General features: G+C 67.2%; 13 protein-coding genes. 9 read left to right on the top strand and 4 right to left on the bottom strand.

Annotated elements, in window-relative coordinates; genetic code table 11:
• Nucleotides 1-2: 2 nt before the first annotated feature.
• From recO to nagZ, 4 genes are read left to right on the top strand one after another with little or no spacing between them, the layout of a single operon-like run.
• Nucleotides 3-749, top strand: a complete 747-nt coding sequence (recO, locus tag FHS28_RS12625) for a DNA repair protein RecO (protein WP_088450953.1) — start codon at nt 3-5, stop codon at nt 747-749.
• Between the two features lie 15 nt (nt 750-764).
• Nucleotides 765-1,550 carry a pyridoxine 5'-phosphate synthase gene (locus FHS28_RS12620; RefSeq protein ID WP_088450951.1) on the top strand — a complete coding sequence of 262 codons (786 nt, stop codon included), beginning with the start codon at nt 765-767 and terminating at the stop codon, nt 1,548-1,550.
• Between the two features lie 58 nt (nt 1,551-1,608).
• A complete protein-coding gene (gene acpS / locus FHS28_RS12615) occupies nt 1,609-2,004 on the top strand; it encodes a holo-ACP synthase (protein WP_088450948.1) in 396 nt (131 codons plus the stop codon).
• A 7-nt stretch (nt 2,005-2,011) separates the two neighbouring features.
• A complete protein-coding gene (gene nagZ, locus FHS28_RS12610; RefSeq protein WP_088450946.1) occupies nt 2,012-3,097 on the top strand; it encodes a beta-N-acetylhexosaminidase in 1,086 nt (361 codons plus the stop codon).
• A 22-nt stretch (nt 3,098-3,119) separates the two neighbouring features.
• Here the strand turns inward: nagZ and FHS28_RS12605 are convergent, their stop codons facing one another.
• Nucleotides 3,120-3,764, bottom strand: coding sequence for a DJ-1/PfpI family protein (locus FHS28_RS12605; protein ID WP_088450944.1), 645 nt, complete (start codon nt 3,762-3,764; stop codon nt 3,120-3,122).
• 106 nt (nt 3,765-3,870) lie between these two features.
• A complete protein-coding gene (locus FHS28_RS12600) occupies nt 3,871-5,136 on the bottom strand; it encodes an MFS transporter (protein WP_088450942.1) in 1,266 nt (421 codons plus the stop codon).
• Nucleotides 5,137-5,287: 151 nt separating this feature from the next.
• Here FHS28_RS12600 and FHS28_RS12595 point away from each other — a divergent pair, with 151 nt between their 5' ends.
• On the top strand, nt 5,288-6,268 hold the full coding sequence (locus FHS28_RS12595; RefSeq protein ID WP_088450940.1) for a LysR family transcriptional regulator: 981 nt from the start codon (nt 5,288-5,290) through the stop codon (nt 6,266-6,268).
• 37 nt (nt 6,269-6,305) lie between these two features.
• On the opposite strand, the gene FHS28_RS12590 is transcribed toward FHS28_RS12595, so the two are convergent.
• Both FHS28_RS12590 and FHS28_RS12585 read right to left on the bottom strand, forming a co-directional pair.
• Complete coding sequence (locus FHS28_RS12590) at nt 6,306-7,826, bottom strand: POT-type proton-dependent oligopeptide transporter (protein ID WP_088451491.1); 1,521 nt, start codon at nt 7,824-7,826, stop codon at nt 6,306-6,308.
• 229 nt (nt 7,827-8,055) lie between these two features.
• Complete coding sequence (locus FHS28_RS12585) at nt 8,056-11,274, bottom strand: Rne/Rng family ribonuclease (RefSeq protein ID WP_088450938.1); 3,219 nt, start codon at nt 11,272-11,274, stop codon at nt 8,056-8,058.
• A gap of 878 nt (nt 11,275-12,152) precedes the next feature.
• Between FHS28_RS12585 and FHS28_RS12580 the strand changes: the two genes are divergently transcribed.
• Genes FHS28_RS12580 through FHS28_RS12565 form a run of 4 tightly spaced genes read left to right on the top strand, consistent with a single transcriptional unit; the run spans nt 12,153 to nt 15,181 of the window.
• On the top strand, nt 12,153-13,100 hold the full coding sequence (locus tag FHS28_RS12580; protein ID WP_221193963.1) for an RluA family pseudouridine synthase: 948 nt from the start codon (nt 12,153-12,155) through the stop codon (nt 13,098-13,100).
• A gap of 10 nt (nt 13,101-13,110) precedes the next feature.
• Nucleotides 13,111-13,767 carry an HAD family hydrolase gene (locus tag FHS28_RS12575; protein WP_088450936.1) on the top strand — a complete coding sequence of 219 codons (657 nt, stop codon included), beginning with the start codon at nt 13,111-13,113 and terminating at the stop codon, nt 13,765-13,767.
• Nucleotides 13,760-14,134 (top strand): Rieske (2Fe-2S) protein, encoded by a 375-nt coding sequence (locus FHS28_RS12570; protein WP_088450934.1) that lies wholly within the window; start codon nt 13,760-13,762, stop codon nt 14,132-14,134. Before FHS28_RS12575 ends, FHS28_RS12570 begins: the two co-directional genes overlap by 8 nt.
• Complete coding sequence (locus tag FHS28_RS12565) at nt 14,135-15,181, top strand: S49 family peptidase (protein ID WP_246410021.1); 1,047 nt, start codon at nt 14,135-14,137, stop codon at nt 15,179-15,181.
• Nucleotides 15,182-15,222 lie beyond the last annotated feature (41 nt).

The following is a 15,222-nucleotide window of genomic DNA, read 5'->3' as shown; positions in this document are numbered from 1 at the left end:
TGATGGTGCAGGGCTATGTGCTTCACCATTACGACTGGAGCGAAACCAGCCTGGTGCTGGATCTCTTCACCCGCGACCATGGCCGGCTGGCGGTGGTCGCCAAAGGCGCCAAGCGCCCCTATTCCCAATTGCGCGGTGTGCTGCTGCCGTTCCTGCGGCTGCAGGTGACGCTGAGCAAGCCCTCCAAGATGAACGAGGAGGGTGCGGCCGAAGTGCGCACCCTGCGCGGCGCGGAGTGGGTGGGCGGCCAGACCTTGCCGTCCGGCGCGGCGCTGTTCAGCGGTTATTACGTCAACGAGCTGCTGCTCAAGTTCCTGCCCCGCCAGGATCCCCATACCGCCCTGTTTGACGCCTATGCCGACCTGATGCCGCTGCTCAGCAGCGGTGATGGGGCTCAGGCCGCCCTGCGCGCATTCGAACTGCGCCTGCTGGCCGACTGCGGCCTGCTGCCCGACCTGAGCGTGCTGGCCACGACGCAGAACGCGCTGGATCCGGAGCGGCTTTACATGCTGTCGCCTGAAGCCGGTGTGGTGGTGCCGACGCAGGACGCGCCGCAGCTGAGCGGCCAGGCCCTGGTGCAGCTGCAGGCGGCGTTGATCCATGGCAGCATGCCTGCGCTGCGGGCGGCCTGCGAAGACGCTGGATCGTCCCTGAAGCCGTTGCTGCGCGCATTGCTTCACTATCATCTGGGACATCGACCGCTGCGAACGCGACAGGTGCTGCTGGATGTCCAGAAGCTCCTGAACTGAACGGAGTTTTTTCGCATGAATCCCCTGATGGCCCCTGAAGGCTTCCGCCACGACGCGCGCTGCGCGTTGTCCGTCAACGTCAACAAGGTGGCCCTGCTGCGCAACACGCGGCACCTGGGCATTCCGAGCGTGACCCGGGCGGCGCAGCTGTGCCTGGAAGCGGGCGCGCAGGGCATCACCGTGCATCCGCGGCCCGATGGCCGGCACATCCGTGCGGAGGATGTTCGGGACCTGGCCGAGCTGCTCAAGGCCTGGCCCCATGCTGAGTACAACATTGAGGGCAATCCGACCCAGAACCTGATGGACTTCATCCGCGAAACCCGCCCCCATCAGGCGACCTTCGTGCCGGACAGCGAAGACCAGTTCACCTCGGATCACGGCTGGAATCTGCCGGCCGATGCGGAGCGTCTGCGGCCGATGATCGCCGAGTGCAAGTCGCTGGGCGTGCGGGTGAGTTTGTTCATGGACCCGATGCCGGCGGCGATGCCGCATGTGGCGGCGCTGGGCGCTGATCGCATCGAGCTCTACACCGAGACCTGGGCGAGTGCGTGTGGCACGGAGCGGGAAGCTGCGGTACTGGCCGGCTTTGCGGACACCGCCCGGGCGGCGCTGGCGCAGGGGCTGTCCATCAATGCCGGCCACGACCTGAACCGCGACAACCTGACCCGCTTCCTGCAGGAGGTGCCGGGTGTGGCGGAAGTCTCCATCGGCCACGCGCTGGTGGCCGATGCGCTGGAGCTGGGTTATGCCGAAGCCGTGCGGGACTATCAGCGCTGCATCCAGCGCGCCTATGCCCGCTGAGCGTCTCAGCCACAGCCACAGACCCGGTGGGTGTCTGTGACCCCGAGAAGGACCTTCCATGATTTACGGCATCGGCACTGACATCTGCGACATCCGCCGCATCCGCGAGACCTTCGAGCGCCGTGGCGTGCGGTTTGCCGAGAAGGTGCTGGGACCGCATGAGCTGACGGTGTTCCACGACCGGTATCAACGGGTGCCGGCCCGGGGCATCGCCTACCTGGCCACCCGTTTTTCGGCCAAGGAGGCTTTTTCCAAGGCGATCGGCATGGGCATGCGCATGCCGATGACCTGGCGGGACTGCGAGATCGTGAAGGCGCCGAGCGGCAAGCCGGGCATCCGGCTGCATCGCGCTTTGGCGACCTGGTTTGAAGCGAAGGGGCTGGCGGCCCATGTGACCGTCACCGATGAAACCGACTATGCCGCGGCCTTTGTGGTCGTGGAGACCCGAGAGTGAACCGAGCATGACTGAATCCTTGCACGCGCCCGTCATCCTGGACATCGCCGGCACATCGCTGACGGCCGATGACCGGCGCCGTCTGCAGCATCCGCTGACGGGCGGTCTGATCCTTTTCGCCCGCCACTTCGAGAGCCGTTCCCAGCTGACGGCCCTGTGTGCCGAAGCCAAGTCTCTCCGGCCGGATCTGCTGATTGCAGTGGATCAGGAAGGCGGACGGGTGCAGCGTTTCCGCACGGACGGCTTCACCGCGCTGCCGGCCATGCGCGCCCTGGGGGAGCTGTGGATGGACGACGCGATGCGCGCCATTCAGGCGGCCACGGCGACCGGCCTGGTGCTGGCACTGGAGCTGCGCGCCTGCGGTGTGGACATGAGCTTTGCGCCGGTGCTGGACCTGGATCATCAGGACGACGCCCGCCAGTCGTTGAGTGCGGTGGTGGGCTCGCGTAGCTTCCATCGGGATCCGCGGGTGGTGAGCCTGTTGGCCCAGAGTCTGATGCAGGGCCTGGCCCTGGCGGGCATGGCCAGCTGCGGCAAGCACTTTCCGGGTCACGGTTTTGTGGCGGCTGATTCGCACGTGGATGTGCCGGTGGATCCGCGCAGCCTGAAGGCGATCCTGGCGGAGGATGCGCGGCCGTTCGAATGGCTGAGTCTGAGCCTGTCGGCGGTGATGCCGGCGCATGTGGTCTACCGGAAGGTGGACAGCCTCCCGGCGGGTTTCAGCCGTCGCTGGCTGCAGGAGATCCTGCGCGAGCGTCTGGGCTTTGCCGGTGCGGTGTTCAGTGACGACCTCGGCATGGCGGGGGCGCGAATGATCGAAGGGCGGCCGGTGGGATTCACTGAAGCCGCGCTTGCGGCGCTGGACGCCGGCTGCGACCTGGTGCTGCTCTGCAACCAGAGCCTGGAAGGCGGCGGGCAGGCGATCGACGAGCTGCTGGACGGCTTGAGCCAGGCGCAGGCCGAAGGCCGCTGGGCCCCGGCCATCGACAGTGAAGCGCGGCGTGCCGCCTTGCTGCCGCAATCGGCGCCGCTGACGTGGGACGAGCTGATGCTGGCGCCGCGCTACCTGGAAGCGCTGGCGCGTCTGCCTTGAGGCGGCTTTCAGCCCTCAACAGTCAAGCTTCGGGCGCCTCGGGCGCACGCTGCGCCATGCGGGCATACCAGGCCGATTTGCCGGTTTTGTAGAGCTGGTACCAGGCGTCGAGCGTTTCGGCGTTGTAGATGTCCAGCGTCTCGAAGATGGCACGGGCAAACTCGATCGGCGCCATGCCGCCCGCGGTGATCAGGCCTTGGTCCAGCACGACCGGCTCATCCACGTAGTGGTCCCCGCCCGCATAGCCGGTGCCGTTCAGGTAGCTGGCGGCGTTGCTGGTGTGGCGGCGCTGGTCGAGGGCGCCGACGCGCGCCAGCCCGGCGGTGGCGCCGCAGATGGCCGCCACGCGGCGCCCCTGATCCAGAAAATCCTTGGCCTTGTTGGCGGCATTCAGATGTTCGCCGCGGTCCCACCCGGGGCCGCCGGGCAGGATCAGCAGTTCGCTGTCCTGGGGAAACAGGGAGTCCAGCCGCAGATCCGGCATCACGGACAGACCGCCGGCGGACCGGACCAGACCGGCACCCGCCGCGGCGACCGTTTTGACCTGCCATCGACCGGGCGTCTGATGGAAGTCGGGTTGCTGGATCCCTGCGGTGGCAAACGCGGCTTCCCAGTCGGCGAAGCCATCGAACAGGTAGAGGTGGACGGTGCGGTCGGGGGCGTTCATGCCTGGCCTGCGGCAAGGGCTGTTCCCGGCTCGGCGCCTCGCCCTGCCGAAAGGCTGGGGATTCGAAGCGCCGCCACCGGGAACCCCATGCGCACGACCATCCTGGTCAATCGCTCTCCGCGGTCATCCGGATCACCAGCGCAACGAGGCTGGCGAAGGTGGCCAGCGCCGTCACTCCCACCCAGCCGAAGCGGCTCAGCAGCAGGCTGCCCAGCGCCGCCCCCGCCGCCATGCCGATGAACATGCCGGTGAAGAGGATCGCATTGAGGCGACTCCGCGCCGCCGGGTCCAGCCCATACACGATGGTCTGATGCGCCACCACCGTCGCCTGCACCCCGAAGTCGAACACGATGGCCAGGACCACCAGAAGCACGATCGCGGCCGAGCGGTCCAGCAGCGGCGTCAGGGACATGGCGGCAAAGGAGAGGGCGGTGATCAGCGCCCCGAGCTTCGTCACCAGACCCGGCCCGCGACGGTCCGCCACACGGCCTGCCAGCGGCGCGGCCAGGGCGCCGGCAGCACCGGCCAGACCAAAGGCGCCCGACACCGCGCTGCCCAGCCCGAAACGCTGGTGCAGCATCACCGCCAGGGTGGACCAGAAGGCGCTGAAGGCCAGCGACATCAGGCCCTGGGCCACTGTCGCGCGGCGCAGTGACGGATAGGCCTTCCACAGGCCGCCGAGCGAGCGCATCAGGGCCGGATAGGTCGTCGGCACCGCCGGACGCACCGACGGCAGTTGGCGCCAGCTGATCAGGCCCACCACCGTCAGCGCGGCAGCCGCCAGCACAAACACCCAGCGCCAGCCAAAGGCTTCCGCCACCACGCCACTCATCACCCGCGACAGCAGGATGCCCAGCAGCAGGCCGGTCATGACCTGACCGACGATCCGCCCGCGGTGCTCCGCAGGGCTCAAGGCCGCAGCCATCGGTACGACGTCCTGGGCGAGCGTGGCTGTCAGGCCCAGCAGTGCACTGGCGAGCAGGAACGGGGTGTAGGCCGGCACCAGGCCGCACAGCAGCAAGGTCAGCACCAGCAGCACGAACTTGGTCAGGATGACCTTGCGGCGGTCAAAACGATCGCCCAGTGGCGTCAGCAGCAAAATGCCTGCGGCGTATCCGAGCTGGGTCAGCATCGGCACCGCGCCGATTTCCGCCGGGCTGGCGTGCAGGTCGTCGGATAGCTGGGCGAGGATCGGCTGGCTGTAATAGAGCGACGCGGCGCCCAGGCCGGCCGACGCCGCCATCACGACGATCAGCGAGGCGGACGGTGCCGTTGGCACAGAGGAGAAAACGCCGGTTGGGGTGGCTGGGCCGGGGTGGGTCGCAGAGCCCGACGGGGCGGCTGCGGTGGGGGATAAAGGAAGGACGGACATGATGGGGGGAAGGGGAAGTTCGGGGAATGGTTGGGATTGTTGCGATGCAGCAGCGCCAGCAGAAGCCGGCTGGCTTGTACAGCAGCTATACCTATCGCGTATAAAGAGGGACTCGGTCGGCGCTGTGGCCGACCCTCCGGAGGCGCCCGCCATGAATGACCCGATCCGCGACCTGGGTGGCCAGGACCGCATCTCGCTGCTGCAGACTTTTTTGCAGGTGGTCGAAGCCGGCAGCTTTTCAGCCGCCGCCCAGCAGCTGGGCACCACCCAGCCCACCGTCAGCCGGCGGCTGCAGATGCTGGAATCGCTGCTTGGCGCCCGGCTGGTGGAGCGCTCCACCCGCGGCCTGCGCCTGACCGAGGAAGGCCGTCGCTGCCTCGCGCAGGCCCGTCCGCTGATCGACGGCTGGAACAGCCTCAGCGAGGACATGAGTGAGCACAACCAGCCGCTCAGTGGCCGGCTGCGCGTCCGCGTGCCGCATGCCTTCGGTCAGTACCAGCTGATGGAGGTGCTGGCCACCTTCATGAAGCAGCATCCGCAGCTGTCCGTCGAATGGGCGCTGCAGGACGAACTCCCCGATTTCAGCCGTGAGCCGGTGGACTGCTCGGTGGTGGTCGGCCAGGTCGAGCGGCCGGAACTCATCATGGTGCCGCTGGCCGAAGTGCCGCGGGTGCTGGTCGCCGCACCGGAGGTGGCCGCGCAGCTGCCCACTGGTCTGGATGACTTGCCGCCGCCTGCTTTGGCAGATGCCTTGCAGGAGCATCCGTGGCTGGCGCTGACCACTTTCTATCGCGACGAAATCTGCCTGCGTCCGCAAGGGGGCGGGGAGGTGCTGCCGGTGCCGCTGAACTTCCGTTTCGGCACCGACAGCCTGTTCGCGCTGATCGAAGCGGCCCGTCAGGGGCTGGGCCTGGCGGCGGTGTCGCACTGGGCCGTCATGGACGACCTCCACAGCGGCCGGCTGGTGCGGGTGCTGCCCCGCTGGTGTGCGATGCCGCTGCCGTTCTCGCTGGTCTTTCCATCACGCCGGCATCAGCCCGCGCGGCTGCGCGCCTTCACGGCGCTGATGCGCGAGGTGGTGCCCGCCATTCCTGGCATGCGAGCCTTCGGCTCCGGGCACCCCTCGCCCTGATCGGCAGAGCGGATCCATGAAGTGATCCGCCGTGCGGTCAGTCGCGGTAGCGGTTCTGCAGCTGGTAGCCCTTGGCATACCAGGCAAACAGCAGGGCCGCGAGCAGCGCGAATCCGGCGAAGAAGAACATCTGGAAGGCCGTGACGCTGGTGCCGGTGCTCTTGATGTAGCCGGTCACCGCCTCGCCCTTGACGCTGGCATTGGCCACCAGCACCCAGAGGTTGCCGATGGTGACGGACAGGTTCCAGAAGCTGGTGATCACGCCCTTCATCGCCAGCGGCGCCTGGCTGTAGGCAAACTCCAGACCGGTGGCCGACACCAGCACTTCACCCAGCGTCAGCAGCGCATACGGCAGCACCTGCCAGACGATGGACACGTTCTGGCCGCCGTCGATCCACAGCTGAAGACCGCCCACCACGATCCAGGCCACGCCGGACAGCGCGATGCCGGCGCCCATGCGGCGCAGCGCGTTGAGCTTCACGCCCGCGCGCTCCAGCATCGGGTAGAGCACGAGGTTGTTGAACGGGATCAGGATCATCACCAGCGCCGGGTTCAGCGCCTGCATCATCGACGACTGGAACCACACCGGCTTGCTCATCTGGTCCGCCTGCAGCACCCAGGTCGAGGCTTTCTGGTCAAACAGCGACCAGAACGGCGTCACCAGCGCAAACAGCACCAGCAGCCGCAGTACCGTGCGCACGCCTTCCACCGCTTCGTCCGGATGCACGCCGCGGGCGCGCGGCAGCTGAATCCAGGCGCCGACGCCGCCGAACAGCATCCCCAGCACCAGCGCGAAGCAGAAGGCGATCACGAAGCCCCACTGCGGCGACATCGCCAGCGAGCCGATGGCCAGCAGGGCGCCGATGATGGCGATGATCAGGCCCGGACGGCCTTCGCCGTCGCGGCGGGCCATCAGGGCGGTACGCACCACCTTCAGGAAGGCATGGGGATCCTTCGCGGCGGTCGGTGCCACATGCACATAACGGCGACGGCCGCTCCAGAAGATCAGCGTCGCCAGGCCCATCAGCACGCCGGGAATGCCGAAGGCCACGCTGGCGCCGAACTGCTGCAGGAAGATCGGCATCAGCAGCGACGCGAAGAACGAGCCGAAGTTGATGATCCAGTAGAAGGCGTCAAACACCTTCTGTGCGAGCGAGCGGTTGGTCTTGTCGAACTGGTCGCCGATGAACGAGCTCACCAGCGGCTTGATGCCACCCGAGCCTAGCGCGATCAGGAACAGACCGGTGTAGAAGCCGCGCAGGTTGTCCTCGAAGATCGCCAGGCACGCATGGCCCGCGCAATACACCAGGCTCAGCCACAGGATGGTGTTGTACTTGCCGAAGAACCGGTCGGCCAGCCAGCCGCCCAGCAGCGGGAAGAAGTAGACCCCGATGACGAAGGTGTGGAAGATCTCCTTGGCTTCGCCCTTGCGAAGCGGCTCCGGAATGGCCAGCAGCAGGCTGGTCATCAGGAAGACCGTCAGGATGTTGCGCATGCCGTAGAAGCTGAAGCGCTCGCAGCCCTCGTTGGCAATGATGAACGGGATCTGCGACGGCATCTTCGGTGCAGCCGTGGCGGCCACGCCAGCGCCTGCAGCCGAGACAGTGGAGGTGGTTTGACTCAAGGGGATCTCCCAGCGAGAACAAGGCCACGGATGTGGCCATCGGAAACGGCACGGTGGTGCCGATGACAGAAACAGCAGGCAAAAAAGAGCCGCCGGGCTCAGGCCGCGGCGGCTGCGCCGACGGAAGACGCCTCAGGGAGTGCCTGGCGCGTCTTCAGTCGTTTCAGGCTTCGAAGGGCAGCTTGAACTGGCTGAGATCCTTGCGGGTCTCGACCAGCACCAGCGGGCCTTCATCCACCACCATCACCGGGGCCGGTGCACGGCCCAGCGGGGCGGCCTTCGGCTCGGCAGCGATGGCGGCCTGGACAGCGGCGATCTTGTCGGCGTCGCTGTTCACCCAGACCAGACCGGCGTCCTCAGCCACCGCATGGAGGTCGGCGATGGGCAGTTCGAAGCGCGGCACCACCGGAGCGGCGGGGGCGGAAGCCACCGGCGCCGGGGCAGCCACAGGGGCAGTCACCGGAGCAGCCACGGGGGCCGGCGCCGCAGCGATCGGCGCCACAGCGGCAGCGGCCGGGGTGGCGGCAGGCGCGCTCACCGGCGCCGGAGCTTCAGCACGCAGGTCGTGGGCAGCGGTCTCGCCAGCAGGGGCAGCGGCGTCTGCATCGGCTTGCGGGAAGCCTTGAGCAGCGCCTTCAGCCACGCCTTCAGCAGCGCCTTGGGCGGTGCCTTCCTGGCCCGAACCTTCACCGTCGCGACGGTCGCGGCGATAACGGTCACGGCCCCGACGGCGACGGCCGTCACGGCCTTGGCCTTCAGCTTCTTCACCGGCCGGCGCATCGCCTTCCGCACCCTCGGCCACCGGTTCGGCAGCGCCAGCGGCGTCGATGTCCACGGAGGACGTGCCTTCCTGGCCCTCACCACCCTCGACACCCTCAGCGCCTTCGGCACGCTCACCGCGGTTGCCACGACGGCGGCGGCGGCGGCCACCACGCTCGTCACCGGCCTCGGTGTTGAGCGCCAGGCCGTCCGGCAGCGTGTCGGCAAAAGCGGTCGGCGATTCGGCCTGCGCCGCCTCGGTGCCGGCCAGGCTCAGGGCCGGGTCCTGCACAGCGGCGTCGGCACCGACGTCCTGACGCGGGGCACGGTCGCCACGCTCTTCACGACGGCGACGGCCCTCTCCGCGGTCACCGCGCTCACCGCGCTCACCGCGTTCGCCCCGGTCCGCGCGCTCGGCGCGGTCACCCCGGTCCTGACGCGGTGCGCCTTCGGCACCGACGGTGTCCGGCTTCTCGCCACGGGCTTCGTTACGACGGCCACCGCGGTCGCCGCGGTCACTGCGCTCGCCACGATCACCGCGTTCGTTGCGGTCACCGCGTTCGGCACGGTCACCGCGCTCGCTACGTTCAGCGCGCTGGGTACCGTCCTGCTGGGGCTTGCCCTCGCCACGAGCCTCACCACGACCCTCGCCGCGTGCTTCACCACGGCCCTTGCCGTCGCGACCCTTGGCGTCACGATCCCCGCGCTCACCACGCTCACCACGCTCACCACGCTCACCGCGTTCACCGCCGCGCTCGCTGCGCTCACCACGACGTTGACGGTCGCCGCCGCGGCCACCGCGCTCGCCCGAACGCTCACCGCGTTCCTTGCGTGCCGGTTCGGCTGCCTTGACTTCCGGTTCCGCTGCCGGAGCGGGCGCAGGCGATGCGCCGAACAGACGCTTGATGAAGCCGAAGAAACCACCACCGGCTTCCACCGGAGCGGCCGGAGCGGCCGGAGCCGCCACCGCAGGTTCCACCGCGGCAGGCTTGACCGGTGCCGGAACCGGCATCGGGGCCGGTTGCTCGGGCAGGATGCCCTTGATCACCGGTTCCTGCTTGTTGGCCTTCTCGGCGCCGCGACGGGTGATGCCCACCTCGTCCTGCGGCTCTTCGATCATGGTGTAGCTGGCCTGCAGGTTTTCCAGACGCGGATCGTCGTGGCGCAGGCGCTCCAGCTTGTAGTTGGGCGTCTCGAGATGCTTGTTGGGCACCAGCAGCACGGTCACGCGCTGCTTCAGCTCGATCTTGGTGATCTCGGTGCGCTTCTCGTTCAGCAGGAAGCTGGTCACTTCCACCGGCACCTGCACATGCACGGCGGCGGTGTTGTCCTTCATCGACTCCTCCTGCACCATGCGCAGGATCTGCAGCGCGGAGGATTCGGTGTCGCGGATGTGGCCGGTGCCGTTGCAACGCGGGCAGGTGATGTGGCTGCCTTCGCTCAGGGCCGGACGCAGGCGCTGACGGCTCAGTTCGAGCAGACCGAACTTGCTGATGGAGCTGAACTGGACGCGGGCGCGGTCCTGGCGCAGGGCATCGCGCAGGCGCTGTTCGACATCGCGGCGGTTCTTGGACTCCTCCATGTCGATGAAGTCCACGACGATCAGGCCGCCGAGGTCCCGCAGACGCATCTGGCGGGCGATTTCATCGGCCGCTTCCAGGTTGGTGCGGGTGGCGGTTTCCTCGATGTCGCCGCCGCGGGTGGCGCGGGCCGAGTTGACGTCCACCGACACCAGCGCTTCGGTGTGGTCGATCACGATGGCACCGCCGGACGGCAGGTTCACCGTACGGCTGAAGGCCGTTTCGATCTGGTGTTCGATCTGGAAGCGGGAGAACAGCGGCGCATCGTCGCGATAGCGCTTGACCTTGTGGGCCGTCTCCGGCATCACATGGGTCATGAACTGCTGAGCCTGCTCGAAGATGTCGTCGGTATCGATCAGGATTTCACCGATGTCGGCGGTGAAGTAATCCCGGATGGCACGGATGACCAGCGACGATTCCTGATAGATCAGGAACGCGCCCTTGCCGCCATGAGCCGCCTCGTCGATGGCGGTCCACAGCTTGAGCATGTAGTTCAGGTCCCACTGCAGCTCGGCGGCGTTGCGGCCGATGCCAGCGGTGCGGGCGATCAGCGACATGCCCTTGGGGTAGTCCAGCTGGTCGAGCGCTTCCTTGAGTTCTTCCCGGTCTTCGCCTTCAATGCGGCGGGACACGCCACCCCCACGGGGGTTGTTGGGCATCAGCACCAGATAGCGGCCGGCCAGGGAGACGAAGGTGGTGAGGGCGGCGCCCTTGTTGCCACGCTCTTCCTTTTCGACCTGGACCAGCAGTTCCTGGCCTTCCTTGATCACGTCGTGGATCTTGGCGGAACGGACGTCCACGCCTTCACGGAAGTATTGCCGCGAGATTTCCTTGAAGGGCAGGAAGCCGTGACGGTCTTCGCCGTAATCCACGAAACAGGCTTCGAGCGAGGGTTCAACCCGCGTCACGACGGCCTTGTAGATATTGCCCTTGCGCTGTTCGCGGCCTTCGATTTCGGTTTCGAAATCCAGCAGCTTCTGCCCATCGACGATGGCCAGGCGACGCTCTTCCTGCTGCGTCGCATTGATCAGCATGCGTTTCATCAGTTCTCCTCCACGGCCGAGCAAGTTCTCGACCGAACTACATCAGAACCGCCGCCGGATGTTCAGTAAGACCGGCGGGCGATTCAACCGATGCACGAGAAACGCGAGAGAACCGAGGAAGGAATCGCCCTGGACTGCAGACAACGGACAAAACATCCGTTTAGTGATGCAGCGTTGGCGCGTGCGCGTCAGGCTCCGGTCCGTCTGTTCCGGCCCGCAAGCATGTCTCCGACGGAATCGGAGGCACGGCCCGCCCACGGCCGGTGACCAGCGTCCGGGCAAGGCCGGGACGCGCACGCTGGCGGCGGGGGGTGAGGGGGACTGGGGGAATCATCCGGACAAAAAGCCTGGGCGCTGACGCCAGGACACAGGCGCTAGCCTCCATCCTGACGTCGTGAAACCTTGTTGTTGTACCGGCACCGCCTGAAATTGAAGCGGCCACACGGCATGGTTCTGACGACGTTGCTCTTCCGTCCCGCAGCCTGGACTGCCCGCTCACTTGGGGAACGGGCCCGACGAGGCCGAGAGGGCGTTGCACAACCACTGCCACGCTGTTGTTGCGCCGTGCCGGCTGCCTCGATGGGGCTGCCGCACAAGTGCCTGCACAGGTAAAATGAGAAAAATCAAACACTTACAACGCGAACGTGGCAAGCAGCATTATAGGGGCTAAAGCCCGCAAGGCCGCCCCAGGGACTGCCCGGGGTGCCACGGGGTCCGGGGACGCCTCCCGGGGCCGTGCGAACAGGCCTGCCGGTCCCCAGCGAAAGGCCGCTGCGACTGCGTCCGCCACCGCACCTGGGACCGCACCCGACCGTGGGCCGGCCCCGGCGTCGGCCCCCCCATCCGCCACGCCAGACACCGCCACCCCCCAGGTCCGCCTGCTGACGGTGGACGACGGTTCCGAAGGCCAGCGCCTGGACAATTTCCTGCTGCGCGAGCTCAAGGGCGCGCCCAAGACCCTGGTCTACCGCATCATCAGATCTGGGGAGGTCCGGATCAACAAGGGCCGCTGCAGCGCCGAATCCCGGCTGACGGCGGGCGACGTCGTCCGCATCCCGCCGCTGCGTCTGGCCGAGAAGGCGGACGACAGCGCCGTGCCCGGCCGCGAATTCCCGGTGGTGTTCGAGGACGAGCACCTGATCGTCGTGGACAAACCCGCCGGAGTGGCCGTCCACGGCGGCTCCGGGGTCAGCTTCGGGGTGATCGAGCAACTGCGCCGGGCCCGGCCCCAGGCGAAGTTCCTGGAACTGGTCCACCGGCTGGACAAGGAAACCTCCGGCCTGCTGATGATCGCCAAGAAGCGCAGCGCGCTGAATCACCTGCAGGACCAGCTTCGGGACCGGGAAACCGGCAAGCGCTACGCGGCGCTGGTCTGGGGCCACTGGACGGCCTCGAAGAAGGTGGTGGATGTGCCGCTGCTGAAGTTTGTCGGCAGCGACGGCGAACGCTGGGTGCGCGCCGTTCCAAATCCGCAGGATCCGTCAGCCGACCAGGCCAAGCGGTCGATCAGCCTGGTGCGGATCACCGAGAAACTGCCGGCCCACAGCCTGCTGGATGTGACCATCAAGACGGGGCGGACGCACCAGATTCGTGTCCACCTGGCGCACGAAGGGCACAGCATCGTTGGCGATCCCAAATATGGCGATTTCGAGGCAAACCGGGGGATCGCCCGCGGTGCGCTGCGCTTTGACCGCATGTTCCTGCATGCCCGGGAGCTGCGATTCACCCATCCCGCCACGGGACAAGAACTGACGCTGACGGCCCCCTTGCCGCCGGCCTGCGAAAATCTGCTGGTTGCGCTGCGCAAATCCGCGCCGGCGCCCTGACGCTCCTCCCATGCCACAACGTTTTGACCTGATCGTCTTCGACTGGGACGGCACCTTGTTCGACTCCACGGCCCTGATCGTGAAGTCGATGCAGTCGGCCGCCGCGGACCTGGGACTGACGCCCCCCAGCCGGGAGCGCGCCAGCTACGTCATCGGCATGGGCCTGCTGGAAGCGCTGCGATATGCGCTGCCGGATCTGGACGCGGCGGACTACCCGAAGCTGGGCGAGCGTTATCGCCAGCACTACTTCGCCTCGGCCCATGAGGTGACGCTGTTCGACGGCGTGCCGGCGATGCTGGAGGCGCTGAAGGCGCGCCACCACTGGCTGGCAGTGGCCACCGGCAAAAGCCGCCGGGGCCTGGACGAAGCGTTGGCGGCGGTGAAGATGGAGCGGCTGTTCGACGGCACCCGCACCGCTGACGAAACGGCCAGCAAGCCGCATCCGCAGATGCTGCTGGAGCTGATGCGTGAGTTTGGCGCCGACCCGGAACGCACGCTGATGATCGGCGACACCAGCCATGACCTGGAACTGGCGCGCAATGCCGGCTGCCCGGCCGTGGCGGTGACGTACGGCGCGCATGCCCATGACAGCCTGCGGCGTTACGACCCGCTGCTGGTCGCCCACGACGTGCCCAGCCTCCAGGCCTGGCTGCTGCAACATGCCTGAGACCGACGTGCTGCTGTGCGCCTCCGAGGCGCTGGAAGAAAAGGGCAAGGCTCACACCTTTGATGTGCTGCACTTCCGACAGTCCGCCACCGCCTTTGCGCTCCGCTTCGAAGGGCAGGTGGTGGCCTATCTCAACCGCTGCGCCCATGTGCCCACCGAAATGGACTGGCAGGAAGGCGAGTTCCTCGACCGGGACAAGCGCTACATCATCTGTTCCATCCACGGTGCGGTCTACCACCCGCTGGACGGCCGCTGCGTGACCGGCATGTGCGGCCGCATCGGCCTGACCCGCCTGGACGTCCAAGAGCGAGACGGCCAAGTTTACTGGACCCCTTCCCGGGACACCCGTCCCGCCTTTGAGGACTGAATGAATCAGAACCCGAACGATCTGCCACCCCCGATTCCGGACGCCACCGTGCGGCCGGAAGACATGCTCCGTGCCCCGTCGGCCGGCGCAGCGACCGGGGCCTCGGCAGGTGCCGCGACCGCCCGCCCGTATGAGCAGGTGCTGGAGCAATTCGCCCATGAGTATCTGCGGGACCGCCGCAGCGAACGGCGCTGGAAGATCTTTTTCCGTCTGCTGTGGGCCAGTGCCTTCCTGCTGCTGGTGTGGGGATTGTTCGCGTCGCAGCGGCATCACGGCGGCACGAGCGCCGCGCCGCATACCGCGCTGGTGGATGTGCGGGGCGAGATCTCAGCTGACACCGAAGCCAGCGCCGAACTGATCGTCTCCGCGCTCAAGAGCGCCTTTGAGGATCCGGGCACGGTGGCGGTGGTGCTGCGCATGAATTCGCCGGGCGGCAGCCCGGTGCAGGCAGGCATCGTGAACGACGAGATTCGCCGCCTGAAGGGGCTCTACGACAAGAAGGTCTATGTCGTGGTGGAAGAGATGTGTGCCTCCGGTGCCTACTACATCGCGGCCGGCGCGGACGAGATCTATGTGGACAAGGCGTCCATCGTCGGCTCCATCGGCGTGCTGATGGATGGCTTCGGTTTTACCGGACTGATGCAGAAGGTCGGCGTCGAGCGCCGCCTGCTGACGGCGGGTGAGAACAAGGGCATGCTGGATCCGTTCTCGCCGGTGTCGCCCAAGCAGCAGGCGTATGCGCAGGCGATGCTGGACCAGATCCACCAGCAGTTCATCAAGGTGGTGCGCGAAGGGCGCGGCGCCCGTCTGAAGGAAACGCCGGAGACGTTCTCGGGGCTGTTCTGGAATGGCGAAGAGGCGGTGAAGATGGGCCTGGCCGATGGCATGGGCAACCTCGACTATGTCGCCCGGGAAGTCATCAAGGCGGAAGACGTGGTGGACTACACGCCGCGGGACAACGTGGCGGAACGTCTGGCCAAGCGCTTCGGCGCCGCCATGGGCGCCGGCGCGGTGAAGACGATGCGGGAGATGACCAGCATCCGTTGATCCGCATGCGATGAGGTGAGGGCAGCGACCATGCTGCCCGG

Source organism: Roseateles terrae, from assembly GCF_014192155.1.
GTDB classification, from domain to species: Bacteria; Pseudomonadota; Gammaproteobacteria; order Burkholderiales; family Burkholderiaceae_C; genus Roseateles; species Roseateles terrae.
The sequence above is the reverse complement of the archived record's forward strand: the minus strand, read 5'-3'. Positions and strand labels throughout refer to the sequence as shown.

Bases quoted from the DNA above. Each gene is read 5' to 3' on its own strand.
- FHS28_RS12590 (WP_088451491.1), bottom strand. From the start codon at position 7,826: ATGCCGTCGCAGATCCCGTTCATCATTGCCAACGAGGGCTGCGAGCGC.
- FHS28_RS12585 (WP_088450938.1), bottom strand. From the start codon at position 11,274: ATGAAACGCATGCTGATCAATGCGACGCAGCAGGAAGAGCGTCGCCTG.
- FHS28_RS12595 (WP_088450940.1), top strand. From the start codon at position 5,288: ATGAATGACCCGATCCGCGACCTGGGTGGCCAGGACCGCATCTCGCTG.
- FHS28_RS12570 (WP_088450934.1), top strand. From the start codon at position 13,760: ATGCCTGAGACCGACGTGCTGCTGTGCGCCTCCGAGGCGCTGGAAGAA.
- nagZ (WP_088450946.1), top strand. From the start codon at position 2,012: ATGACTGAATCCTTGCACGCGCCCGTCATCCTGGACATCGCCGGCACA.
- FHS28_RS12575 (WP_088450936.1), top strand. From the start codon at position 13,111: ATGCCACAACGTTTTGACCTGATCGTCTTCGACTGGGACGGCACCTTG.
- FHS28_RS12600 (WP_088450942.1), bottom strand. From the start codon at position 5,136: ATGTCCGTCCTTCCTTTATCCCCCACCGCAGCCGCCCCGTCGGGCTCT.
- FHS28_RS12620 (WP_088450951.1), top strand. From the start codon at position 765: ATGAATCCCCTGATGGCCCCTGAAGGCTTCCGCCACGACGCGCGCTGC.
- FHS28_RS12605 (WP_088450944.1), bottom strand. From the start codon at position 3,764: ATGAACGCCCCCGACCGCACCGTCCACCTCTACCTGTTCGATGGCTTC.
- acpS (WP_088450948.1), top strand. From the start codon at position 1,609: ATGATTTACGGCATCGGCACTGACATCTGCGACATCCGCCGCATCCGC.
- recO (WP_088450953.1), top strand. From the start codon at position 3: ATGGTGCAGGGCTATGTGCTTCACCATTACGACTGGAGCGAAACCAGC.
- FHS28_RS12565 (WP_246410021.1), top strand. From the start codon at position 14,135: ATGAATCAGAACCCGAACGATCTGCCACCCCCGATTCCGGACGCCACC.